The 20776-nt window shown below is 67.5% G+C and carries 32 protein-coding genes; 1 reads left to right on the top strand and 31 read right to left on the bottom strand.

All coding sequences use genetic code 11. From position 1 onward, the window contains the following. Window positions 1-71: 71 nt before the first annotated feature. The 31 genes from ACZ3YL_RS12540 to ACZ3YL_RS12390 form a co-directional block, all read right to left on the bottom strand. Complete coding sequence (locus ACZ3YL_RS12540; RefSeq protein ID WP_030055844.1) at window positions 72-1094, bottom strand: DNA-directed RNA polymerase subunit alpha; 1023 nt, start codon at window positions 1092-1094, stop codon at window positions 72-74. A 130-nt stretch (window positions 1095-1224) separates the two neighbouring features. Then, a complete protein-coding gene (rpsK, locus tag ACZ3YL_RS12535) occupies window positions 1225-1632 on the bottom strand; it encodes a 30S ribosomal protein S11 (protein ID WP_030232513.1) in 408 nt (135 codons plus the stop codon). 72 nt (window positions 1633-1704) lie between these two features. Further along, a complete protein-coding gene (gene rpsM, locus ACZ3YL_RS12530; protein ID WP_188306769.1) occupies window positions 1705-2085 on the bottom strand; it encodes a 30S ribosomal protein S13 in 381 nt (126 codons plus the stop codon). 175 nt (window positions 2086-2260) lie between these two features. Continuing rightward, window positions 2261-2374 (bottom strand): 50S ribosomal protein L36, encoded by a 114-nt coding sequence (rpmJ, locus tag ACZ3YL_RS12525; protein ID WP_003956441.1) that lies wholly within the window; start codon window positions 2372-2374, stop codon window positions 2261-2263. Between the two features lie 32 nt (window positions 2375-2406). Next, window positions 2407-2628 carry a translation initiation factor IF-1 gene (gene infA / locus ACZ3YL_RS12520; RefSeq protein WP_003956442.1) on the bottom strand — a complete coding sequence of 74 codons (222 nt, stop codon included), beginning with the start codon at window positions 2626-2628 and terminating at the stop codon, window positions 2407-2409. Between the two features lie 194 nt (window positions 2629-2822). Beyond that, the gene (gene mscL / locus ACZ3YL_RS12515) at window positions 2823-3248 is read right to left on the bottom strand and encodes a large conductance mechanosensitive channel protein MscL (protein ID WP_188306768.1); all 426 of its coding nucleotides are present in this window, start codon (window positions 3246-3248) and stop codon (window positions 2823-2825) included. A gap of 129 nt (window positions 3249-3377) precedes the next feature. Continuing rightward, window positions 3378-4217, bottom strand: a complete 840-nt coding sequence (gene map, locus ACZ3YL_RS12510; RefSeq protein ID WP_188306767.1) for a type I methionyl aminopeptidase — start codon at window positions 4215-4217, stop codon at window positions 3378-3380. 118 nt (window positions 4218-4335) lie between these two features. Then, window positions 4336-4989, bottom strand: coding sequence for an adenylate kinase (locus tag ACZ3YL_RS12505; RefSeq protein WP_465656977.1), 654 nt, complete (start codon window positions 4987-4989; stop codon window positions 4336-4338). After that, window positions 4989-6299 carry a preprotein translocase subunit SecY gene (secY, locus tag ACZ3YL_RS12500; RefSeq protein WP_188306765.1) on the bottom strand — a complete coding sequence of 437 codons (1311 nt, stop codon included), beginning with the start codon at window positions 6297-6299 and terminating at the stop codon, window positions 4989-4991. Before secY ends, ACZ3YL_RS12505 begins: the two co-directional genes overlap by 1 nt. A gap of 337 nt (window positions 6300-6636) precedes the next feature. Beyond that, complete coding sequence (rplO, locus tag ACZ3YL_RS12495) at window positions 6637-7089, bottom strand: 50S ribosomal protein L15 (RefSeq protein ID WP_030280790.1); 453 nt, start codon at window positions 7087-7089, stop codon at window positions 6637-6639. A 2-nt stretch (window positions 7090-7091) separates the two neighbouring features. After that, window positions 7092-7274, bottom strand: a complete 183-nt coding sequence (gene rpmD / locus ACZ3YL_RS12490) for a 50S ribosomal protein L30 (protein ID WP_030055835.1) — start codon at window positions 7272-7274, stop codon at window positions 7092-7094. After that, window positions 7274-7894: a 30S ribosomal protein S5 gene (gene rpsE / locus ACZ3YL_RS12485; RefSeq protein WP_030393306.1), complete on the bottom strand. Its 621-nt coding sequence runs from the start codon at window positions 7892-7894 to the stop codon at window positions 7274-7276. The genes rpmD and rpsE overlap by 1 nt, the downstream gene beginning before the upstream one ends. 48 nt (window positions 7895-7942) lie before the next feature. Beyond that, complete coding sequence (gene rplR / locus ACZ3YL_RS12480) at window positions 7943-8326, bottom strand: 50S ribosomal protein L18 (protein WP_030232494.1); 384 nt, start codon at window positions 8324-8326, stop codon at window positions 7943-7945. Window positions 8327-8329: 3 nt separating this feature from the next. Continuing rightward, window positions 8330-8869, bottom strand: coding sequence for a 50S ribosomal protein L6 (rplF, locus tag ACZ3YL_RS12475; RefSeq protein WP_188306764.1), 540 nt, complete (start codon window positions 8867-8869; stop codon window positions 8330-8332). 22 nt (window positions 8870-8891) lie between these two features. After that, entirely contained in the window at window positions 8892-9299 is a 408-nt protein-coding gene (gene rpsH, locus ACZ3YL_RS12470; RefSeq protein WP_188301635.1) for a 30S ribosomal protein S8, read from the bottom strand. Between the two features lie 289 nt (window positions 9300-9588). Further along, window positions 9589-9774 (bottom strand): type Z 30S ribosomal protein S14, encoded by a 186-nt coding sequence (locus tag ACZ3YL_RS12465; RefSeq protein ID WP_030055830.1) that lies wholly within the window; start codon window positions 9772-9774, stop codon window positions 9589-9591. A 4-nt stretch (window positions 9775-9778) separates the two neighbouring features. Further along, window positions 9779-10348 carry a 50S ribosomal protein L5 gene (gene rplE, locus ACZ3YL_RS12460; protein WP_030393302.1) on the bottom strand — a complete coding sequence of 190 codons (570 nt, stop codon included), beginning with the start codon at window positions 10346-10348 and terminating at the stop codon, window positions 9779-9781. After that, window positions 10348-10659, bottom strand: a complete 312-nt coding sequence (gene rplX, locus ACZ3YL_RS12455; protein WP_030232484.1) for a 50S ribosomal protein L24 — start codon at window positions 10657-10659, stop codon at window positions 10348-10350. The genes rplE and rplX overlap by 1 nt, the downstream gene beginning before the upstream one ends. Before the next feature lie 15 nt (window positions 10660-10674). Continuing rightward, window positions 10675-11046: a 50S ribosomal protein L14 gene (rplN, locus tag ACZ3YL_RS12450; protein WP_030393301.1), complete on the bottom strand. Its 372-nt coding sequence runs from the start codon at window positions 11044-11046 to the stop codon at window positions 10675-10677. Between the two features lie 102 nt (window positions 11047-11148). After that, entirely contained in the window at window positions 11149-11421 is a 273-nt protein-coding gene (rpsQ, locus tag ACZ3YL_RS12445) for a 30S ribosomal protein S17 (RefSeq protein WP_030055826.1), read from the bottom strand. Beyond that, a complete protein-coding gene (gene rpmC, locus ACZ3YL_RS12440; protein WP_049649042.1) occupies window positions 11421-11645 on the bottom strand; it encodes a 50S ribosomal protein L29 in 225 nt (74 codons plus the stop codon). Before rpmC ends, rpsQ begins: the two co-directional genes overlap by 1 nt. Beyond that, window positions 11645-12064: a 50S ribosomal protein L16 gene (gene rplP, locus ACZ3YL_RS12435; protein ID WP_030055824.1), complete on the bottom strand. Its 420-nt coding sequence runs from the start codon at window positions 12062-12064 to the stop codon at window positions 11645-11647. Before rplP ends, rpmC begins: the two co-directional genes overlap by 1 nt. 5 nt (window positions 12065-12069) lie before the next feature. After that, window positions 12070-12894, bottom strand: coding sequence for a 30S ribosomal protein S3 (rpsC, locus tag ACZ3YL_RS12430; RefSeq protein WP_188306763.1), 825 nt, complete (start codon window positions 12892-12894; stop codon window positions 12070-12072). Then, entirely contained in the window at window positions 12894-13241 is a 348-nt protein-coding gene (gene rplV / locus ACZ3YL_RS12425) for a 50S ribosomal protein L22 (protein WP_033824229.1), read from the bottom strand. The genes rpsC and rplV overlap by 1 nt, the downstream gene beginning before the upstream one ends. A 50-nt stretch (window positions 13242-13291) precedes the next feature. Continuing rightward, window positions 13292-13573, bottom strand: a complete 282-nt coding sequence (gene rpsS / locus ACZ3YL_RS12420; protein WP_030055821.1) for a 30S ribosomal protein S19 — start codon at window positions 13571-13573, stop codon at window positions 13292-13294. Window positions 13574-13584: 11 nt separating this feature from the next. Further along, entirely contained in the window at window positions 13585-14421 is an 837-nt protein-coding gene (rplB, locus tag ACZ3YL_RS12415; RefSeq protein WP_188306762.1) for a 50S ribosomal protein L2, read from the bottom strand. A gap of 43 nt (window positions 14422-14464) precedes the next feature. Continuing rightward, complete coding sequence (gene rplW / locus ACZ3YL_RS12410) at window positions 14465-14785, bottom strand: 50S ribosomal protein L23 (RefSeq protein WP_411293020.1); 321 nt, start codon at window positions 14783-14785, stop codon at window positions 14465-14467. Next, the gene (rplD, locus tag ACZ3YL_RS12405; protein ID WP_188306761.1) at window positions 14785-15462 is read right to left on the bottom strand and encodes a 50S ribosomal protein L4; all 678 of its coding nucleotides are present in this window, start codon (window positions 15460-15462) and stop codon (window positions 14785-14787) included. Before rplD ends, rplW begins: the two co-directional genes overlap by 1 nt. Window positions 15463-15466: 4 nt before the next feature. Further along, on the bottom strand, window positions 15467-16114 hold the full coding sequence (gene rplC / locus ACZ3YL_RS12400) for a 50S ribosomal protein L3 (RefSeq protein ID WP_188306760.1): 648 nt from the start codon (window positions 16112-16114) through the stop codon (window positions 15467-15469). Window positions 16115-16128: 14 nt separating this feature from the next. Then, complete coding sequence (gene rpsJ, locus ACZ3YL_RS12395; RefSeq protein ID WP_012785157.1) at window positions 16129-16437, bottom strand: 30S ribosomal protein S10; 309 nt, start codon at window positions 16435-16437, stop codon at window positions 16129-16131. A 392-nt stretch (window positions 16438-16829) separates the two neighbouring features. Further along, window positions 16830-18629, bottom strand: a complete 1800-nt coding sequence (locus tag ACZ3YL_RS12390; RefSeq protein ID WP_188306759.1) for a hypothetical protein — start codon at window positions 18627-18629, stop codon at window positions 16830-16832. 319 nt (window positions 18630-18948) lie between these two features. Here ACZ3YL_RS12390 and ACZ3YL_RS12385 point away from each other — a divergent pair, with 319 nt between their 5' ends. Further along, window positions 18949-20709, top strand: a complete 1761-nt coding sequence (locus ACZ3YL_RS12385) for a hypothetical protein (protein ID WP_188306758.1) — start codon at window positions 18949-18951, stop codon at window positions 20707-20709. Window positions 20710-20776: the final 67 nt, after the last annotated feature.

Raw genomic sequence — 20776 nt, 5'->3', positions numbered from 1 at the left:
GCACTGTTGCCCGTACGGCTTTCCATGACGACGGGGGCGGCTCCGTGGAACCGCCCCCGCGGCCAAGTCTCTTAGTACTGCTCGGTCTCCGCGTAACCCGCGTCGTCCAGGTCGTCGGCGCCGAAGGCGTCGGCGGCGGCGGTCGGGTCGAACCCGGGCGGGCTGTCCTTGAGGGCCAGGCCCATGCCGGCCAGCTTCGCCTTGACCTCGTCGATCGACTTCGCACCAAAGTTGCGGATGTCGAGCAGGTCGGCCTCGGAGCGGGCGACGAGCTCACCCACGGTGTGGATGCCCTCGCGCTTGAGGCAGTTGTAGGAGCGGACGGTGAGTTCCAGCTCCTCGATCGGCAGCGCCAGGTCGGCGGCCAGGGCGGCGTCCGTCGGGGACGGGCCCATGTCGATGCCCTCGGCGTCGATGTTCAGCTCGCGGGCGAGGCCGAACAGCTCCACCAGGGTCTTGCCGGCCGAGGCCATGGCGTCGCGCGGACGCATGGCGGGCTTGGTCTCGACGTCGACGATCAGCTTGTCGAAGTCGGTCCGCTGCTCGACACGGGTGGCCTCGACCTTGTAGGTGACCTTCAGCACGGGGCTGTAGATCGAGTCGACCGGGATGCGGCCGATCTCCTGGCCGGAGGCCTTGTTCTGGACGGCGGAGACGTAGCCGCGACCGCGCTCGACGGTCAGCTCCATCTCCAGCTTGCCCTTGCCGTTCAGGGTGGCGAGGACCAGCTCGGGGTTGTGCACCTCGACACCCGCCGGCGGGGCGATGTCGGCGGCGGTCACGACGCCCGGGCCCTGCTTGCGCAGGTACATCACGACCGGCTCGTCGTGCTCCGAGGAGACGACCAGCTGCTTGATGTTGAGGATGAGGTCGGTCACATCCTCCTTGACGCCCGGCACGGTGGTGAACTCGTGCAGGACGCCGTCGATGCGGATGCTGGTGACAGCGGCACCCGGGATCGACGACAGGAGCGTGCGGCGCAGGGAGTTGCCGAGGGTGTAGCCGAAGCCCGGCTCGAGCGGCTCGATCACGAACCGCGAGCGGAACTCGTCGACGACCTCTTCGGTCAGCGAGGGGCGCTGAGCGATAAGCATGGGGGATGTTCCTCCAGTTGTCTTCGGCACCCACTATTTGATGCCGACAGGACCAAGCGTACGGGGTCCCGCAGAAAACGAGACCCCGTACGTGGTTTAAAGCAGGACCAGCGTGCCCGAAGGCGCTGCGTCAGACGCGGCGGCGCTTCGGCGGACGGCAGCCGTTGTGCGGGGTGGGGGTGACGTCCTGGATCGAGCCGACCTCCAGGCCGGTGGCCTGGAGCGAACGGATCGCGGTCTCGCGGCCGGAGCCCGGACCCTTCACGAAGACGTCAACCTTGCGCATGCCGTGCTCCTGCGCGCGACGGGCAGCGGCCTCGGCGGCCATCTGCGCGGCGAACGGGGTGGACTTGCGCGAGCCCTTGAAGCCGACGTGGCCGGCGGAGGCCCAGGAGATCACGTTGCCCGCGGGGTCGGTGATCGAAACGATGGTGTTGTTGAACGTGCTCTTGATGTGCGCGTGGCCGTGAGCGACGTTCTTCTTTTCCTTGCGGCGGATCTTCTTCGCGCCGGCAGCCTGACGACCCTTGGGGGGCATAAGTCTGTTCTCCTACTGAGGTGGTCGGTCCGCTGACCCGCGGGCCGGAGGGATGTCCGGTTACGGGACGGACTACTTCTTGCCCGGCTTCTTCTTGCCGGCGATCGCGCGACGCGGGCCCTTGCGGGTACGCGCGTTGGTGTGGGTGCGCTGGCCGCGGACCGGCAGGCCACGGCGGTGACGCAGACCCTCGTAGCAGCCGATCTCGACCTTGCGGCGGATGTCGGCGGCCACCTCACGGCGGAGGTCACCCTCGACCGTGTAGTTGGCGTCGATGTACTGGCTCAGCTTGACCAGGTCGTCCTCGCTGATGTCGCGAACGCGGACATCCGGGTTGACACCGGTCTCGGCGAGGGTCTGCTGGGCGCGGGTACGGCCGATGCCGTACACGTACGTAAGGGCGATCTCGATCCGCTTCTCACGGGGGAGATCAACGCCGGCGAGGCGTGCCATTCATGGCTCCTGTGGTTCTTCAGAGGTCTTGCGTGCTACCTACTCCGACACCTCACGGTGAGGGAGCCCCGGCCTCTGACCGGGGGAGGCATTCCGTCCGCCTGGACGGATCGGGTAGCCCGCGTATGACGTTTTTCGCGTCGCGCGAAGTACTACGAGAAATGCGGGAGGGAGATCAGCCCTGGCGCTGCTTGTGGCGCAGGTTGTCGCAGATCACCATGACCCGGCCGTGACGGCGGATCACCTTGCACTTGTCGCAGATCTTCTTGACGCTCGGCTTGACCTTCATGTTCAGGTTCTCCGGGTCTAGATCTGACGTTCTTACTTGTAGCGGTAGACGATCCGGCCGCGCGTGAGGTCGTAGGGGCTGAGCTCCACGACGACCCGGTCGTCCGGCAGGATGCGGATGTAGTGCATGCGCATCTTGCCACTGATGTGCGCGAGGACCTTGTGACCGTTCTGCAGCTCGACCTTGAACATCGCGTTCGGAAGAGACTCGATCACGGTGCCCTCGATCTCAATGGCGCCTTGCTTCTTAGCCATGAACTGCGAGATCCACCTTCCGGGACCGGCTACCGTATGCGGAACGCTCGTGCGAACCTGGGTTCACCCCTCCCCCGGAGGGAAGAGGGCGCGCTGAAGCACGCTACGAGTGAGCCGACGGTCCATCCTACGCCAGCGCGTCCCGCGGGCCAAAACGGGGGTACCGGAAGGAGTCCACCGTCACACCGGCCGCGTCAGACCCCGGCGGGGACGGTCAGCGGGTCGACGTGGGCGGTGCAGGCCGAGCAGCGGCGGGCGGCCTGCGGGATCTCGGTCAGGCACTCGGGGCAGGGGCGCGTGAGGGTCTTCGGCTTCTGCGGCAGGTACCGCGCGGTCGCCTTGGTGACCGGCAGCACGACGCAGAAGTACAGCACCGCGGCCGTCATGACGAAGGCGATCAGCACGTTGAGGAACTGCCCGTACGGGAAGGTCACGTGGGCGATCGTCGCGGTGTACGAACTGAAGTCGCCGGCCGCGCCGATCACCACGCCGACCAGCGGGGTGAGGAACGCGGTGACGAAGCCGGTCACCACCGCGGTGAACGCGGCTCCGATGACCACACCGACCGCCATGTCGACGACGTTGCCGCGCATCATAAAGTCGCGGAATCCCTTGAGCACGTGTGCTCTCCTGCTCACTCGTAAGCCAACTGCCACTGCCAGCCGTTAAAAATAGGACAAAAGCCCTGGAGGTCCAAACCTCCGGGGCTCTGATCCCTTGTCAGCGGCGACGGTCGGCCACCGCGGCGACTACGCCAGCGGGTCCGGAGCGGCGGTGACGCCCAGCTTGGCCAGCTCGGCCTTGCCGCCGTCGAAGGCGGTCAGCACCAGCGGGCCCTGCTCGGTGACGGCCACCGAGTGCTCCCAGTGCGAGGCCCAGGTGCCGTCGTTGGTGACGACCGTCCACTCGTCGTCCAGCACCGCGGTGTGCGGGGTGCCCAGCGAGACCATCGGCTCGATCGCCAGCACGGTGCCGGGGACGAGCTTCGGGCCCTTGCCGCGGCCGCGCTCGACGTAGTTCAGCACGTGCGGCTCCATGTGCATCGCGGTGCCGATGCCGTGGCCGCCGTAGCCCTCGGTGATGCCCCACTTGCCCTTGGGCGGCAGCGGCTGGCGGCGGATGAAGCCCTCGATCGCCTTGGAGACGTCCACCAGGCGGTTGCTCTTCTTCATCTGGGCGATGCCGGCCCACATCGAGCCCTCGGTCACCCGGCTGAGCATCTCCACCTCGGGACGGACCTCGCCGACCGCGACGGTGATCGCCGAGTCGCCGTGCCAGCCGTCCAGGATGGCGCCGCAGTCGATCGAGATGATGTCGCCCTCCTGCAGCACCCGCTCGCCGGGGATGCCGTGCACGACCTCGTTGTTCACCGAGGCGCAGATCACGCCCGGGAACCACAGCCCACCGTGGTGGGCGCGGAAGTTCGAGGTGGCGCCGTGGTCGGTGATGACCTTGTCGGCGATGTCGTTGAGCTCCTGGGTGGTCACCCCGGGAGCGACCGCCTCGCGGCAGGCCTTGAGCGCCTCGGCGACGACCAGCCCGGCCGCCCGCATCTTCGCGATCTGCTCGGGGGTCTTGATCTCCACCATCAGGTCACGCCTTCCAAGTCCGGATTACCACTGCCTACCACCGTACGACGTCGAAAACGGCCGGGCCGCCCGCTCCACGGGCGACCCGGCCGTTCCACGCGTACCTCGCCGAGCGAACTCAGCCGTTCTGCTTCAGCGCCTCGATCGCGCGCTGGGTGACCTCGTCCACCTTGCCGAGGGCCGAGATGGTCGCCACCAGGCCCTGCTGGACGTAGTAGTCGATGATCGGCTCGGTCTCCGTGTGGTAGACCTCCAGGCGCGTGCGCACCTTCTCCTCGGTGTCGTCCGAGCGCTGGTACAGCTCGCCGCCGCACTCGTCGCAGACGCCCTCGACCTTCGGCGGGTTGTAGTCCACGTGGAACACGTGGCCCCCGTCGTTGCGGCACAGGCGGCGGCCGGCGATCCGGCGCACGACCTCGTCCTCGGGGACCTCCAGGTCCAGCACGCCGTCCAGCTTGATGCCCTGCTCGACCAGGAACTCGTCGAGCGCCTTGGCCTGACCCAGGTTGCGGGGGAAGCCGTCGAGCAGGAAGCCGTTGGCCGCGTCGGCCTTGAGCATGCGGTCCTTGGCCATCCCGATGGTGACCTCATCCGGCACCAGGCGACCCGCGTCCATGTAGCTCTTGGCCTCGAGCCCCAGCGGGGTGCCCTGACCGATGTTGGCGCGGAACAGGTCTCCGGTGGAGATGTGGGGGATGGACAGGGTCTTGGCGAGCAGGTGCGCCTGAGTACCCTTCCCGGCCCCGGGAGGACCAACGAGGACGATACGCATCAGCGGAGGAACCCTTCGTAATTGCGCTGCTGGAGCTGGCTCTCGATCTGCTTCACAGTTTCGAGTCCGACGCCGACGACGATGAGCACGCTGGTGCCACCGAACGGGAAGTTGGTCTGCTGTCCGAAGGCGACCAGGGCGATCATCGGGATCAACGCGATCAGGCCCAGGTAGAGCGAACCCGGCCACGTGATCCGGGTCAGCACGTAGTTCAGGTACTCGGCCGTCGGCCGGCCGGCCCGGATGCCCGGGATGAAGCCACCATACTTCTTCATATTGTCGGCAACTTCTTCGGGGTTGAAGGAGATGGCGACGTAGAAGAAGGCGAAGAAGACGATCAGCAGGAAGTAGGTGGCCATGTAGATCGGGTGGTCACCCTTGACGAAGTTCTGCTTGATCCACACCGCCCAGCCGGCCTGGCTGTTGGTCAGCTGGACCACCAGGGCCGGGATGTACAGCAGCGACGAGGCGAAGATGACCGGGATGACACCGGCCTGGTTCACCTTGAGCGGGATGTAGGTCGAGGTGCCGCCGAACGCCCGGCGGCCGATCATGCGCTTCGCGTACTGGACCGGGATCCGGCGCTGGGCCTGCTCGACGAAGATGACCAGCATCACAACGATGATGCCGACGGCCACCACGGAGAGGAACTCGACCCAGCCGCCGCCGATGGTGCCGGAGGTCTTGATGGCCCACATCGAGGACGGGAACTGCGCGGCGATCGAGGTGAAGATCAGCAGCGACATGCCGTTGCCGATGCCGCGGTCGGTGATCAGCTCACCCAGCCACATGATGACCGTGGTGCCGGCGGTCATCGTGATGACCATGACGGCGATCCGGAACACCGAGGTGTCCGGCACGATCTGGTTGGCCTGCAGGCAGCCCGAGAACAGCGCGCCGCTGGAGGCCGTCGCGACGATGCCGGTGCCCTGGAGCACGGCGAGCGCGATGGTCAGGTAGCGGGTGTACTGGGTGATCTTCGCCTGGCCGGCCTGGCCTTCCTTCTTCAGCATCTCCAGTCGCGGGATCACGACGGTGAGGAGCTGGAGGATGATGCTCGCCGTGATGTACGGCATGATGCCGAGGGCGAAGATCGTCAGCTGTAGTAGCGCGCCACCGCTGAACAGGTTGACGAGCCCGAAGAGGCCGTTGTTCTTGGTCTCCTTCACGCACTCGTTCACGGCCGTGAAGCTCACGCCCGGGATCGGAATGTGCGAGCCCAGCCGGAACAGCACCATGATGCCCAGCGTGAACAGCAGCTTCTTGCGCAGGTCGGGCGTCTGGAACGCCCGCGCGAACGCACTGAGCACGGTGCCTCCTGCGCCTCCCGCGCGTCGTCGGCGGGAGGGTCGGTCCTGAATGGGGAGTTTGCGGTACGGGCCCCCGTACAGACGGCACAGGCGAGCCTACGCGCAGCCTACAAGGGAACTCCACGGACTCTAACAGTGCGCGGCCACTCGAAAGAAGCGCGTACCGTCCCTCCCCCACTCACGGGGGTACGGGATGCCCGGTTTTGCCACACAAAAGAACGAGCGCCGGTACCGCCGGATTTCGGCCCGGAGGTGAAAGCCGCGGTAAAAGCACGAGCCCCGCACCTCCCGAAGGAGGTGCGGGGCTCGAAGCCGGGTGTCGGCGGGTTCAGCGGGCTCAGACGAGCTCGGTGACCGTACCGCCGGCGGCCTTGATCTTCTCGGCGGCCGAGCCGGAGACGGCGTCGACCGTCACCTGCAGCGCAACCGAGACCTCGCCGGTGCCGAGCACCTTGACGAGGGAGTTCTTGCGAACCGCGCCCTTCGCGACCAGGTCCTCGACCGTGACCTCTCCACCCTGCGGGTAGAGCTCGGCCAGCTTGTCGAGGTTGACGACCTGGAACGTGATCTTGAACGGGTTCTTGAAGCCCTTCAGCTTCGGCAGGCGCATGTGGAGCGGCATCTGGCCACCCTCGAAGCGCTGCGGAACCTGGTAGCGGGCCTTGGTGCCCTTGGTACCACGACCGGCGGTCTTACCCTTGGAGCCCTCACCACGACCCACACGGATCTTGTCGGTCTTGGCACCCGGGGCGGGACGCAGGTTGTGGATCTTGATCGGGTTGTCGCCCATGATCAGTCCACCTCCTCAACCGTCACCAGGTGACGGACCGTGTGGGCCATCCCGCGGATCTCGGGACGGTCCTCCTTCACCACGACGTCGTGCATGCGCTTGAGACCAAGCGAACGCAGGGTGTCACGGTGATTCTGCTTGCTGCCGATGTACGACTTGGTCTGCGTGATCTTCAGGCGAGCCATCAGGCGCTCACCCCAGCAGCACGCGCCCGCAGCAGAGCGGCGGGGGCCACGTCCTCCAGCGGCAGGCCACGACGCGCGGCGATCTCCTCGGGGCGCACGAGGCCCTTCAGAGCAGCCACGGTGGCGTGCACGATGTTGATCGCGTTGTCCGAGCCGAGCGACTTCGACAGGATGTCGTGAATGCCGGCGCACTCCAGGACGGCGCGCACCGGACCACCGGCGATAACACCGGTACCGGGGGCGGCGGGCTTCAGGAGCACGACGCCGGCGGCCTTCTCACCCTGGATCGGGTGCGGGATGGTGCCCTGGATACGGGGGACCTTGAAGAAGTTCTTCTTGGCCTCCTCAACACCCTTGGCGATGGCGGCCGGAACCTCCTTCGCCTTCCCGTAACCGACACCCACGGTGCCATCGCCATCGCCCACCACGACCAGCGCGGTGAAGGAGAAACGACGGCCACCCTTGACAACCTTGGCGACACGGTTGATCGCGACGACGCGCTCGACGTAAGCGGTCTTCTCGACGGCGGGGGCGTTACCCCGGTCGTCACGCTTACGGTCACGCCGCTCGCCACCGGTGCCGCCGCCGGCGCCGCTACCGCGGCGCTGGGGTCCAGCCATTGGAATTACCTCTCTCGATTACGTCCGCCGACAGAGTCGACGAGCGGCTTAGAAGTCGAGCCCGGCCTCGCGAGCCGCGTCCGCCAGGGCGGCGATGCGGCCGGCGTACCGGTTGCCCGCGCGGTCGAAGACGACCGCCTCGATGCCGGCAGCCTTGGCGCGCTCGGCGACCAGGCTCCCGACCTTCTTGGCCAGCTCGGTCTTGTCGCCCTCGGCGCCCTTGATGGACACGTCGAGGGTGGACGCCGACGCCAGGGTGTGACCCTTGGCGTCGTCGATGACCTGGGCGACCATGTGACGGTTCGAGCGCGTCACGACGAGGCGCGGACGCACCTCGGTGCCGACGACGCGCTTGCGAACGCGGATCGCGCGGCGCTTGCGAGCGGCGCTCTTGTAGGCGTTGCCCTTGCCGATCTTGACAGAGACACTCATCGCTTACTTACCACTCTTTCCGACCTTGCGGCGGATGACCTCGCCCGCGTACTTGACGCCCTTGGCCTTGTACGGGTCGGGCTTGCGCAGCTTGCGGATCTTCGCAGCGACCTCGCCGACCTTCTGCTTGTCGATGCCGTCCACGTGGAACTTGGTGGCCGACTCGACGACGAAGGAGATGCCCTCGGGGGCCTCGACCAGGATCGGGTGGCTGTAGCCCAGCTGGAACTCCATGTCGGAGCCCTTCGCCAGAACTCGGTAGCCGACACCGCTGATCTCCAGCGACTTGCGGTAGCCCGCGGTCACGCCGGTGATCATGTTCGCCACCAGCGTGCGGGAAAGACCGTGCAGGGCCTTCGACTGACGCTCGTCGTTGGGGCGGGTGACGAGCAGCGTGCCGTCCTCGCCCTTACCGATCTCGATCGGCGCGGCGACAACGTGGGTGAGGGAGCCCTTCGGGCCCTTCACCGAGACCGCCTGGCCATCGATGGTGACGTCCACGCCAGCGGGGACCTGGATGGGCAGCCGTCCAATGCGCGACATTGCTGTACCTCCGTTTCCCGAATTACCAGACGTAGGCGAGGACTTCTCCGCCTACGCCCTTCTTGGCGGCCTGCTTGTCGGTCAGGAGGCCGGAGGACGTGGAGATGATCGCCACGCCCAGGCCGCCGAGAACCTTCGGCAGGTTGGTGGACTTTGCGTAAACGCGCAGACCCGGCTTGCTGATGCGCTTGATGCCGGCGATGGAGCGCTCACGGTTGGGGCCGAACTTGAGCTCGATGGTCAGCTTCTTGCCGACCTCGCCCTCAGTCGGCTCCTCAACCTTGTAGGAGGAGATGTACCCCTCCTGCTGCAGGATCTGGGCGACGTGCGCCTTGATCTTGCTAGCCGGCATCGCCACGGTGTCGTGGTACGCCGAGTTCGCGTTACGCAGACGCGTGAGCATGTCTGCGATGGGGTCGGTCATGGTCATGATGGCCTCAGGCCTCTCTCGCCGCGGTTTCTCCGCGCCAGGTCCCCCTGCCGCACTCTTTCGAGTGCGTCAGAGGCACAAGCGCAGGGGACCTGCGACGTCGTAAGACTGGGTGCGAGCCCTCCCGTAAGAGGGCCACGGACATCCATGGGGAAGCCGTGGCAGGGGGCCCGACCCCACTACCTTACGGGAATCCGTACGGCAGGCCCAAAACGGGCCGGTGTGGGATCGGGCACCTCTGCTTCGCTGGCTGTGCCTAAAGCTCTGGCCGTCTTCTGGAAGAAGAGGACTACCAGGAGCTCTTGGTCACGCCCGGCAGCTCGCCGCGGTGTGCCATCTCACGGAGGCAGACACGGCACAGGCCGAACTTGCGGTACACCGAGTGCGGACGGCCGCAGCGCTGGCACCGGGTGTAAGCCCGGACGCCGAACTTCGGCTTGCGCTCGGACTTCGCGATGAGGGACTTCTTCGCCATTGGCTCACGCCTCCTTGAACGGGAAGCCCAGAGCGCGCAGGAGCGCCCGGCCCTCGTCGTCGGTCTGAGCGGTGGTCACGACGGTGATGTCCATACCGCGCTGACGGTCGACCTTGTCCTGGTCGATCTCGTGGAACATAACCTGCTCGGTCAGACCGAAGGTGTAGTTGCCACGGCCGTCGAACTGCTTCGGGGAGAGGCCACGGAAGTCACGGATACGCGGCAGGGCCAGCGACACCAGACGGTCCAGGAACTCCCACATGCGGTCACCGCGGAGGGTGACGTGCGTGCCGATCGGCTGGCCCTCGCGCAGCTTGAACTGCGCGATGGACTTACGAGCCTTGGTCACGGCCGGCTTCTGACCGGTGATCGCGGTCAGGTCGCGGATCGCGCCCTCGATCAGCTTGCTGTCACGGGCGGCCTCGCCGACACCCATGTTGACGACGACCTTGACCAGGCCGGGCGTCAGCATGACGTTCTCGTACGAGAACTGCTCCTGCAGCTGACCCTTGATCTCGGAGTTGTAACGCTCCTTGAGACGGGGGGTCACCTTCTCAACAGTCGTCTCAGACATCAGATGTCCTCACCGGTTCGCTTGGCAACGCGGATCTTGTTGCCCTCGTCATCGAAGCGGTAGCCAACGCGGGTGACGACCTTCTTGCCGTCCTTCTCCACGACCAGCTGGACGTTGGAGACGTGCACCGGGGCCTCGACGGTGACAATGCCACCCTGAGTGCCCGGGCCCGGCTTGGTGTGCTTCTTGACCCGGTTCACACCCTCGACCAGGACCTTGTTCTCAGCCGGCATGGCCTGGATGACCTTGCCCTGCTTGCCCTTGTCCTTGCCGGTGATGACCTGAACCAGGTCACCCTTCTTGATCTTCATGCTGTTCGCCATGAGTTAGAGCACCTCCGGCGCAAGCGAGATGATCTTCATGAACTTCTTGTCACGCAGCTCGCGGCCCACCGGGCCGAAGATGCGGGTGCCACGGGGGTCACCATCGGTGTTCTTCAGAACGACCGCGGCGTTCTCGTCGAAGCGGATGTACGAGCCATCCGGACGACGACGCGACTTCACGGTACGGACGACGACGCACTTGACGACGTCACCCTTCTTCACCGAACCGCCGGGGATCGCGTCCTTGACGGTCGCGACGATGACGTCCCCGATACCGGCGTAGCGGCGACCGGAGCCACCGAGAACGCGGATGCAAAGGATTTCCTTCGCGCCCGTGTTGTCGGCGACACGCAGTCGCGACTCCTGCTGGATCACAGCTTTCTCCTGATCGTCAACGAGAGCTGACGGGCCGGCCGCTGCTCACACCAGCGCCCGCGAGGAGCCTGGTGCACATACGGCCGTACCGCATCAACTTCGTTACTTGGCCTTCTCGAGGATCTCGACGACGCGCCAGCGCTTCGTCGCGGACAGCGGGCGGGTCTCCGCGAGGAGGACCCGGTCGCCGATGCCGCAGGCGTTCGCCTCGTCGTGCGCCTTCAGCTTGTTCGTACGGCGGATGACCTTGCCGTACAGAGCGTGCTTGACGCGGTCCTCGACGGCGACGACGACGGTCTTGTCCATCTTGTCGCTGACGACGAGACCCTCACGGGTCTTGCGGAAACCGCGCGTCTCGTTGGTGTTCTCAGTCATCAGGCGCTCTCCACCGTCTCGATGCCCAGCTCGCGCTCGCGCATCAGGGTGTAGATCCGCGCGATGTCCTTACGGACGAGCTTGAGCCGTCCGTGGTTGTCGAGCTGCCCGGTCGCCGCCTGGAAGCGGAGGTTGAACAGCTCCTCCTTGGCCTCACGGAGCTTGGCAACGAGACCCTCGTTGTCCAGCTCGCGGAGGTCAGCAGCCTTGGTGCCGGCCGACATCAGCTCTCACCTGCCTCGCGCCGGATGATCCGGCACTTCATCGGGAGCTTGTGAGCAGCGCGGGTCAGCGCCTCACGAGCCACCTTCTCGTTGGGGTACGACAGCTCGAACATGACCCGACCCGGGTGCACGTTCGCGATCCACCACTCGGGCGAACCCTTACCGGAACCCATGCGGGTCTCGGCCGGCTTCTTGGTGAGCGGACGGTCCGGGTAGATGTTGATCCAGACCTTGCCGCCACGCTTGATGTGACGGGTGACGGCGATACGAGCGGACTCGATCTGCCGGTTCGTCACGTAGGCCGGGGTGACGGCCTGGATGCCGTACTCGCCGAAGGCGAGCTCGGTGCCACCCTTGGCAGCGCCGCGGCGCTTGGGGTGGTGCTGCTTGCGGTGCTTGACCCGACGGGGGATCAGCATTGGGGTCAGGCCTCCGTTCCGGTGTTCTCGGCAGCCGGAGCCTCGGCGACCGGGGCCGCGGAGGCCTCGGCAGCGGCGGGGCGACGGCCACGGCCACCGCGCTCGCCACCACGGCGCTCGCCACCGCGGGCGGGACGACCACCCTCGGGACGGGCCGGGCGGTTACCCGAGCGGGCAGCGGCGTTCTCAGCGCGGACCTCGGCGATGTTCTTGACGTCGCCCTTGTAGATCCAGACCTTCACGCCGATGCGGCCGAAGGTCGTCTTGGCCTCGAAGAAGCCGTAGTCGACGTTCGCGCGCAGGGTGTGCAGCGGCACACGGCCCTCGCGGTAGAACTCCGAACGGCTCATCTCGGCGCCGCCGAGACGACCGGAGCACTGGACCTTGATGCCCTTGGCGCCGGACTTCATGGTGCCCTGCATCGACTTGCGCATGGCACGACGGAAGGAGACGCGCGAGGACAGCTGCTCCGCGACGCCCTGAGCCACGAGCTGGGCGTCCAGCTCGGGGTTCTTGACCTCGAGGATGTTCAGCTGGACCTGCTTGCCGGTCAGCTTCTCCAGGTCGCCGCGGATGCGGTCGGCCTCGGTGCCACGGCGACCGATGACGATGCCGGGGCGAGCGGTGTGGATGTCGACGCGGACGCGGTCGCGGGTGCGCTCGATCTCGACCTTGGAGATGCCGGCGCGCTCCATGCCCTTCGTCATCATGCGACGAATGGCAACGTCTTCCTTGACGTAGTCCTTGTACAGCTTGTCGGCGTACCAGCGGGACTTGAAGTCCGTGCTGATGCCGAGGCGGAACCCGTGCGGGTTAACCTTCTGGCCCATTACCGGGTCCCTTCCTTGCTGCTGACGACCACGGTGATGTGGCTGGTCCGCTTGCGGATCCGGTAGGCACGGCCCTGGGCACGCGGACGGAACCGCTTCAGGGTCGGGCCCTCGTCAACGTACGCCTCGCTGATGACGAGATCGTCCACGTTGTTGTGGTTGTAGTTGTGCACGGCGTTGGCGATGGCGCTGTCAAGCACCTTGCCGACCGGCACGGTGGCGGCCTGCGGAGCGAAACGCAGGACCGCCTGGGCCTCCGTGGCGTTCAGGCCACGGATGAGGTCCACCACGCGGCGGGCCTTCATGGGCGTGACGCGGATGTACCGCGCCTGGGCCCTGGCTTCCATGGTTGTCCCCTTGCTGGTGTAAGTCATTGAGTCGGTAATCTCGCTGGCGACTAGCGACGCTTCGACTTGCGGTCGTCCTTGACGTGACCGCGGAACGTGCGCGTCGGCGCGAACTCGCCGAGCTTGTGGCCGACCATCGACTCGGTGACGAACACCGGGACGTGCTTACGGCCATCGTGCACCGCGATCGTGTGGCCGAGCATGGCCGGGAAGATCACGGAGCGACGGGACCAGGTCTTGATGACGTTCTGGGTACCCGCCTCGTTCTGCGCGTCCACCTTCTTGAGAAGGTGGCCGTCGATGAAGGGGCCCTTCTTGAGACTGCGCGGCATCTGACCTGCTCCTAGCGCTTCTTGTTGGTCTTGCGGCGGCGCACGATGAGAGCGTCCGACGCCTTCTTCGGGCGACGGGTACGACCCTCCTTCTGGCCCCACGGCGAGACCGGGTGGCGGCCACCAGAGGTCTTACCCTCACCACCACCGTGCGGGTGGTCGATCGGGTTCATGGCGACACCACGCACGGTCGGGCGGACGCCCTTCCAGCGCATACGGCCGGCCTTGCCCCAGTTGATGTTCGACTGCTCGGCGTTGCCGACCTCGCCGACGGTCGCGCGGCAGCGCGCGTCGACCAGGCGGATCTCACCGGAGGGCATGCGCAGGTGCGCCATCTTGCCCTCACGCGCCAGCAGCTGGATGCCGGAGCCGGCCGAGCGGGCCAGCTTGGCACCGCCGCCGGGACGCAGCTCCACCGCGTGGATGGTGGTACCGACCGGGATGTTGCGCAGCGGCAGGTTGTTGCCCGGCTTGATGTCGGCGCCAGCGCCGTTCTCGATCCGGTCACCCTGCGCGATGCCGCGCGGCGCGATGATGTAGCGCTTCTCGCCGTCCAGGTAGTGCAGGAGCGCGATGCGCGCGGTGCGGTTCGGGTCGTACTCGATGTGAGCGACCTTGGCCGGCACGCCGTCCTTGTCGTGACGACGGAAGTCGATCACGCGGTAGGCGCGCTTGTGTCCGCCACCCTGGTGGCGAGCGGTGATACGACCGGCGTTGTTACGGCCGCCCTTGCTGTGCAGGGGGCGAACCAGCGACTTCTCCGGCGTGGACCGCGTGATCTCTACGAAGTCGGCCACGCTGGAGCCGCGACGGCCCGGCGTAGTCGGCTTGTACTTGCGGATGCCCATTTGGCTCTCTCGTCCTCGTCCTTATCGACGATCCGAGTCTCCGTTAGGAGACCGGACCCCCGAAGATGTCGATGCGGTTGCCCTCGGCCAGCGTCACGATGGCGCGCTTGGTGTCCTTGCGCTTGCCAAAGCCCGTCTTGGAGCGCTTGCGCTTGCCCTGACGGTTGAGCGTGTTGACCGACTCGACCTTGACCGAGAAGACCGCCTCGACGGCCTGCTTGATCTGGGTCTTGTTGGCGCCCGGCGACACGATGAACGTGTACTTGTTCTCGTCGAGGAGCGAGTAGCTCTTCTCCGAGATGACCGGCTTCACCAGGACGTCACGGGGGTCCGTGAACGTCTTGCTCGTGATCTCTGCAGCCATCAGGCGGCGCTCCCTTCGAGCTCGCCCTCAGCAGCCACGGCCTTGGCGGACGCGGCCGGACCGGCCACGAAACGCTCGAAGGCGGCCTGGGTGAAGACCACATCGTCGGAGACGAGCACGTCGTAGGTGTTCAGCTGACCGGCGTCCAGGATGTGGACGTTCGGCAGGTTGCGGGCGCTCTTCAGACCCAGCTCGTCGGCACGCTCGACGACGAGGAGGATGTTCTTGCGCTCGGTGATCTTGCCGAACAGACCCTTGGCGGCCTTGGTCGACGGCGCCTCGGTCGCGATCACGTCGGTGACGACGTGAATGCGGTTGTGGCGGGCCCGGTCGGTGAGCGCACCGCGCAGGGCGGCGGCGATCATCTTCTTCGGGGTCCGCTGCGAGTAGTCACGCGGCACGGGACCGTGCACGACGCCACCGCCGGCGAACTGCGGCGCACGGGTCGAGCCCTGACGGGCGCGGCCGGTGCCCTTCTGGCGGTACGGCTTCTTGCCGCCACCGCGGACCTCGCCACGAGTCTTGGTCTTGTGGGTGCCCTGACGGGCCGCAGCGAGCTGCGCCACGACGACCTGGTGCATCAGCGGAACGCTGACCTTCGCGTCGAAGATCTCGGCCGGCAGCTCGAGGCTGCCGGTCTTGTCGCCCGAGGGCGACAGGATGTCAATGGTGCTCATATCCTCACAGCCCCTTCGCCGCGGTGCGGACGAGGACGAGGCCGCCGTTCGGGCCCGGGATTGCGCCCTTGATCAGGAGCAGCCCCTTCTCCGCGTCAACGGCATGGATGGTCAGGTTCTGGGTGGTCACACGCTCGTGGCCCATCCGGCCGGCCATCCTCACGCCCTTGAACACGCGACCCGGGGTGGCGCAGCCACCGATCGAGCCGGGCGAGCGGTGCTTGCGCTGCACACCGTGACCGGCGCCGAGGCCCCGGAAGTTGTGGCGCTTCATGACACCGGCGAAGCCCTTGCCCTTGGAGGTGCCGGTCACGTCGACCTTGACACCCGCCTCGAACAGCTCCGCGGTGATCTCCTGGCCGAGGGTGTACTCGGACGCGTCCGAGGTACGGAGCTCGACCAGGTGACGGCGCGGGGTGACACCGGCCTTGGCGAAGTGGCCCGCGAGGGGCTTGTTCACCTTGCGGGGGTCGATCTCGCCGAAGCCGAGCTGGACGGCGCTGTAGCCGGCCGCGCTGTCGGCGGTGTGGACCTGGGTCACGACATTGGGCCCAGCCTTGACGACGGTCACCGGGACAACCCGGTTGTTCTCGTCCCAGACCTGGGTCATGCCGAGCTTCTCGCCCAGGATGCCCTTAATCTGCTTAGCCATCTTCGGTGCGCCTCTCAGAGCTTGATCTCGATGTCGACGCCCGCCGGCAGGTCGAGACGCATGAGCGAGTCAACCGTCTTCGGCGTGGGGTCGAGGATGTCGATCAGACGCTTGTGAGTACGCATCTCGAAGTGCTCGCGCGAGTCCTTGTACTTGTGCGGCGAGCGGATGACGCAGTACACGTTCTTCTCAGTGGGCAGCGGCACCGGGCCCGCGACCTGCGCACCAGTACGGATCACCGTCTCGACGATCTTCTTCGCCGAAGAGTCGATGACCTCGTGGTCGTAGGCCTTGAGCCGGATGCGGATCTTCTGTCCCGCCATGGCTACTCAGTAGTCCTTTGTCCTTATTTGCCACACGACTGCCCCTCCGACCCCCGCGCTCGGGCGTGTCGCCTTCGCGCTTGCAAAAAACCGGCGAAGTACTTCGTCGGTTTCGAACTTTCGGGGTGGGGGGAGCCGGGTCGAGGCCCCGCACACGCTTCCCGGAAGATTCCCGTACTTTCGCCCCGCAGCTGCCGTGGCGTAGAACTCACGCTTGACGGCCATCACGGGAACGACGAGTACATGGGACTCGCTTCCAGTCCTCCCGGCGGGAGGCGCGCAGCATCGGCACTCAACCGAGCAACTTGGACATACTGCCACATGGAGCAGCCCGGATGCCAATCGGGGCCGGTGAGGCGTACCTCACCGGCCCCGACCGTCGCTCGTGCGGGTTACTTCTTCTCCCCGGTCACCCAGGGGGCCTGCCGGCCGCAGACCGTGGGCCAGTCCTCGGTGGTCACGTTGGCGCACCAGATGAAGCGCGTGTCGGGGTTCGGCTTCCAGTCCTTGGTGATGATGTCCGCGCACTTCGCCACCGGCGAGTACTTCGGGCAGGTGCCGTCCTTCTTCTTGATCGTGTGGGCCCGCCAGGCGTCCAGGCCCATGCTGTTGGTGGACTCCGGCTGCGGCATGTAGCGGTCCACCGACCAGGAGGCCCCCATGGTCGCGAACAGCGCCAGGGCGCAGATCAGGCCGGCCGTCAGCTGCTTGACCACCCGGTGCGGGATCACCGGCCCCGCGGAGGGAGCGCGGCCGCTGGAACGGAACAGCCGCCCCAGCCAGCCGACACCGCGCTCCAGGCTGGTCATCAGCCCGACGACCGCGAGGATCAGCAGGCAGTACATGATGATCCAGGTGGTCCGCGGGTACAGCTGGATCATCTGGGAGTGCGCCATGTGCGAGGCGAACCAGAACCGCATCAACCAGGCGCCGGCCAGCACCGCAGCGGCGAGCCGGACCATCAGGTTGCGCAGGCCCAGGCCCACCCCGATGCCGACGGCGGCGATCAGCATGACCGCGAATCCGGTCTGGCCGACCAGCTCACCCGCCTGCGGCCAGTTGTGATAGGTCGACGTGCCGTTGCGGTCGGACATCCAGCCCAGCACGTAGGCCGGGTCGACGTAGGTGGCGATGTAGGCGTAGCGGTCCGGGGTGTCCGCGCCCTGCCTGACGATGTTGTAGAGCAGCGGCGAGCCGATCGCCCCGGCGGTGGCCAGCACGACCGCCAGGAACAGCAGGGCGCGGCGGGTGGCCCGCCGGCCGGCGCGCCAGGGGAAGAGGAACAGGCTCAGCAGGAAGACGCCCGGCGCCGCCCAGAGGTACCAGCCCGAGTACCAGAGGAACAGGATCCCGAACACGGCGCCGAACCCGAGGCCGCGCAGCCACAGCGACCGGGTCGACAGCTCTTCCGCCCGGCGCAGCTCGCGGAGGCAGGCCGCCAGCAACGGCAGCAGGACGATCATCGTGACGTGGCTGTACGGGCGGATCGGGTCGAGGAAGACGAGCGCCGACGGCACCGCGATGGCCAGCGCCCAGAACGGCCTCAGCATCAGCCGCCAGGCCAGGTAGCTCATCGGCCCCACCAGCGCGCTGCAGACGATCTGAAGGTCGTGCAGGGCGAAGCCGGCGCCGCCGACCCCGCCGTAGTGAAGCTCGGACCAGAGCGCCATCGCCGCCGGGAACAGCGGCGGGTAGACCCCGGAGATCCCCTTGCCGTGCATCATCGACGTCGCCATGTCGACCAGGACGCTCGGGTCGCCCTCCTGTCCGCCGAGCGGCCAGGGGGTGCCGCGCAGCGCGACCACGACGCCGCCGGCCACCACGCCGGTGGCCAGGCCGGCCAGGGCGGCACAGACCAGCCGCTGGACGATGCCGTGCCGGCGCAGCCCGCCGCGGTAGGCGGTGTACACCAGGACGGCGAGGATCGGCAGCCCGATCATGGCCGCGTACTGCTGGATCTTGGCCAGGCCGCTGACCTGACCGATCCGGTTCAGCGGGTTCACGCTGATGTGGCGGCAGAGCAGCGTGAAGCCGAGCGCCGCCACCACGCTGACCAGGATCTCTCCGGCCACCAGGACCCGGCGCTGCTCGAACCAGCGGTAAGTGGCCGCCTGGCCGACGGAACGGGCGCTGCCGTCGCCATCTGGTCTCGCATCCGGTCCGCTGAGCCGGTCGGTTGCCAGATCGGTCATGTCGCTTCACTTCCGTAGGACTGCGGACTCCACAGGGCTGTTCCGGGCACCCGGCGCCTTGGAGACACTACCTCGCTCCGGTGAGCCCCAACGGGCGTGCCGCCCAAGGAATCCGCGCTCCCCCGACCCCCGTCGGAGTTCATTCCAACGGTTTGATCACAGTCGGCTGCCGCCTCCACCGGATATCCGCACATGTGTCCGATCCGGGGGAAAGCGGCATCCGTGCCCCTGGCAGAATCGGTCGAGCAGTTGAGCGACCGGTCCCGGACGCTCGGCACCGTCCGCCCACCGTCCACGCCCGGCTCCGAAGGACCACCCAGTGACCAGCCTCCAGACCGCGGCTCCTCCGGCCGACCACATACGAGGTCCCGTACGGCGCCAGGGCTCGCGCGGACCGGTCCGCAACGGCTTCCTGCTCTGGGTCCTCGAAGGCCTGGTCGCACTGGCCGCGAGCCTGCTGATGACCGGCCTCGCACGGTTCGTCCACCTCGACCCGATGTCCCGGATCGGCCAGGTCAGCGGCCTGGCCGCACTGCAGCTCCAGCTGGTGCTGCTGCTCGGCCTCGTCCTGGTGGTCTGCCTCCCGGCGATGCGCCGCTGGCCGCAGACCCCGCTGCGGTTCGCGGCGGCAGCCGTCGCCGGGCTCGCCTCCGGCGTCGTCGCGGCCGGCGTCTCGCTCGCCCTGCGCGACACCTTCTGGCCGCTGTACGCCCAGGGCGGCGACTCCGGCACGCTCCAGGCGTGGGCCGGAGCCCTCATGCACGGCAGGCCCCTCGACGGCGCCTACCCGCCGATGTTCCCGCACCTGGTCGCCTGGACCGCCGAGGCCTTCACCGGGGGCGACGTCGGCTACGCGATGAAGCTGCTCTCCCTGCTCTTCACCGGGCTGCTCGGCCCGGTCGCCTACCTGGCGTGGCGGCTGCTGCTGCCGCCGCTGTGGGCGCTGGGCATCGGTGTCACCGCGTCGCTGCCGATGATGCAGCCCTACAAGCCGTACACCACCCTGGTCCTGGTGGCGCTGGTGCCGGTCCTCGGCAAGCTCGTCCAGTTGCTCCAGCACTCCAAGGAACTCCCCCGCCGCCGCGCCGCGGCTCAGGGCGCCGGCCTCGGCCTGGCCGTCGGCCTGATGTTCATCCTCTACTCCGGCTGGTTCGTCTGGTCGGCGCTCGGCGTGATCGTGCTGGCCGCGATCCTCCTCGTCCGGGTCTGGAAGGACGGCGGGACCCGGGCGCTGGCCACGGCCGGGACCACCCTCGCGGCGACCACCGTGGTCTTCCTCGCGGTGGCCGGCAGCTACCTGGTGCGGATGCTCGGCTCGGCCGGATCCACCGTCGACCGGTACTGCTACTTCGACACCTACGTCGAACCGACGTACTTCGCGATGTGGCGGGACGACCTCCCCGGCACGGACGCCTGGAGCACCTGGCCGATCCCCGGTGAGCTGGGCGGGGTGGGACTGTTCTCCGTCGTCCTGCTCGCCGGCCTCGGCTTCGCCCTGGCGCTCGGCATCAACCGCGCCTCCGTCCTGGTGACCGCCGCCTGCGCGGCCAGCGCCCTGCTCATGCGGTACTGGTACGCCTCCCACATGGAGCGCGACCAGGCCGTCATGCTCTACCCCCGCACCAGCGCCCAGCTGCTGTACTGCACGCTCGTGCTCGTCGGCCTCGCCTGCTACCTGGCCGCCCAGCGGTTCGGCGCCCGGCGCGACGCGGCCGCCGAGATCGCGCCGGTCCGCGTGCTCCCCCGGTTGACCCCGCGCGCGGTCGCCACGGGCGCGCTCTGCGCCCTCGGCCTGCTGTACGGGATGGCCGGCTCCGCCACCGCCGACCGCTTCATGCCCACCACGCAGACCGACACCGGCCACCTCGCCCTGGCCTCGCAGACGACCGAGAGCCTCAACGGGCACTGCTCCGCGTACGCGCCGAACAACAAGTGCTCCAAGCCGGGCGACCTGTCCGGACGGCTCGTCCAGGGCCCGGACCAGGGCACGCTGGGCTGCTCCCCGAACAGCCCGTTCCCCACCCGCCCGAAGGCCTCCGGCGCGCTCCGGAGCGTGCTGACGACCCTGTCGGCGGGCTGACCCGCCGCGCAACGGAAGGAGCCCGGTCCCCTGCTGAGCAGGGGACCGGGCTCCTTCACGTGAGCGC

It is taken from the genome of Kitasatospora sp. NPDC023176 (assembly GCF_055560495.1).
The sequence above is the reverse complement of the archived record's forward strand: the minus strand, read 5'-3'. Positions and strand labels throughout refer to the sequence as shown.

Bases quoted from the DNA above. Each gene is read 5' to 3' on its own strand.
- rpsM (WP_188306769.1), bottom strand. From the start codon at position 2,085: ATGGCACGCCTCGCCGGCGTTGATCTCCCCCGTGAGAAGCGGATCGAG.
- rplW (WP_411293020.1), bottom strand. From the start codon at position 14,785: ATGGCTGCAGAGATCACGAGCAAGACGTTCACGGACCCCCGTGACGTC.
- rpmD (WP_030055835.1), bottom strand. From the start codon at position 7,274: ATGGCTCGCCTGAAGATCACGCAGACCAAGTCGTACATCGGCAGCAAG.
- rpsK (WP_030232513.1), bottom strand. From the start codon at position 1,632: ATGCCCCCCAAGGGTCGTCAGGCTGCCGGCGCGAAGAAGATCCGCCGC.
- ACZ3YL_RS12390 (WP_188306759.1), bottom strand. From the start codon at position 18,629: ATGACCGATCTGGCAACCGACCGGCTCAGCGGACCGGATGCGAGACCA.
- ACZ3YL_RS12540 (WP_030055844.1), bottom strand. From the start codon at position 1,094: ATGCTTATCGCTCAGCGCCCCTCGCTGACCGAAGAGGTCGTCGACGAG.
- rpmJ (WP_003956441.1), bottom strand. From the start codon at position 2,374: ATGAAGGTCAAGCCGAGCGTCAAGAAGATCTGCGACAAGTGCAAGGTG.
- map (WP_188306767.1), bottom strand. From the start codon at position 4,217: ATGGTGGAGATCAAGACCCCCGAGCAGATCGCGAAGATGCGGGCGGCC.
- ACZ3YL_RS12505 (WP_465656977.1), bottom strand. From the start codon at position 4,989: ATGCGTATCGTCCTCGTTGGTCCTCCCGGGGCCGGGAAGGGTACTCAG.
- rplE (WP_030393302.1), bottom strand. From the start codon at position 10,348: ATGTCTGAGACGACTGTTGAGAAGGTGACCCCCCGTCTCAAGGAGCGT.
- rpsS (WP_030055821.1), bottom strand. From the start codon at position 13,573: ATGCCGCGCAGTCTCAAGAAGGGCCCCTTCATCGACGGCCACCTTCTC.
- rpsH (WP_188301635.1), bottom strand. From the start codon at position 9,299: ATGACCATGACCGACCCCATCGCAGACATGCTCACGCGTCTGCGTAAC.
- infA (WP_003956442.1), bottom strand. From the start codon at position 2,628: ATGGCTAAGAAGCAAGGCGCCATTGAGATCGAGGGCACCGTGATCGAG.
- rpmC (WP_049649042.1), bottom strand. From the start codon at position 11,645: ATGTCGGCCGGCACCAAGGCTGCTGACCTCCGCGAGCTGGACAACGAG.
- ACZ3YL_RS12465 (WP_030055830.1), bottom strand. From the start codon at position 9,774: ATGGCGAAGAAGTCCCTCATCGCGAAGTCCGAGCGCAAGCCGAAGTTC.
- rplX (WP_030232484.1), bottom strand. From the start codon at position 10,659: ATGAAGATCAAGAAGGGTGACCTGGTTCAGGTCATCACCGGCAAGGAC.
- rplC (WP_188306760.1), bottom strand. From the start codon at position 16,114: ATGGCTAAGCAGATTAAGGGCATCCTGGGCGAGAAGCTCGGCATGACC.
- rplB (WP_188306762.1), bottom strand. From the start codon at position 14,421: ATGGGCATCCGCAAGTACAAGCCGACTACGCCGGGCCGTCGCGGCTCC.
- rpsC (WP_188306763.1), bottom strand. From the start codon at position 12,894: ATGGGCCAGAAGGTTAACCCGCACGGGTTCCGCCTCGGCATCAGCACG.
- rplF (WP_188306764.1), bottom strand. From the start codon at position 8,869: ATGTCGCGCATTGGACGGCTGCCCATCCAGGTCCCCGCTGGCGTGGAC.
- rplR (WP_030232494.1), bottom strand. From the start codon at position 8,326: ATGAGTGTCTCTGTCAAGATCGGCAAGGGCAACGCCTACAAGAGCGCC.
- rpsJ (WP_012785157.1), bottom strand. From the start codon at position 16,437: ATGGCGGGACAGAAGATCCGCATCCGGCTCAAGGCCTACGACCACGAG.
- rpsQ (WP_030055826.1), bottom strand. From the start codon at position 11,421: ATGACTGAGAACACCAACGAGACGCGCGGTTTCCGCAAGACCCGTGAG.
- rplP (WP_030055824.1), bottom strand. From the start codon at position 12,064: ATGCTGATCCCCCGTCGGGTCAAGCACCGCAAGCAGCACCACCCCAAG.
- rplO (WP_030280790.1), bottom strand. From the start codon at position 7,089: ATGGGCGACAACCCGATCAAGATCCACAACCTGCGTCCCGCCCCGGGT.
- rplV (WP_033824229.1), bottom strand. From the start codon at position 13,241: ATGGAAGCCAGGGCCCAGGCGCGGTACATCCGCGTCACGCCCATGAAG.
- rpsE (WP_030393306.1), bottom strand. From the start codon at position 7,894: ATGGCTGGACCCCAGCGCCGCGGTAGCGGCGCCGGCGGCGGCACCGGT.
- rplD (WP_188306761.1), bottom strand. From the start codon at position 15,462: ATGAGCACCATTGACATCCTGTCGCCCTCGGGCGACAAGACCGGCAGC.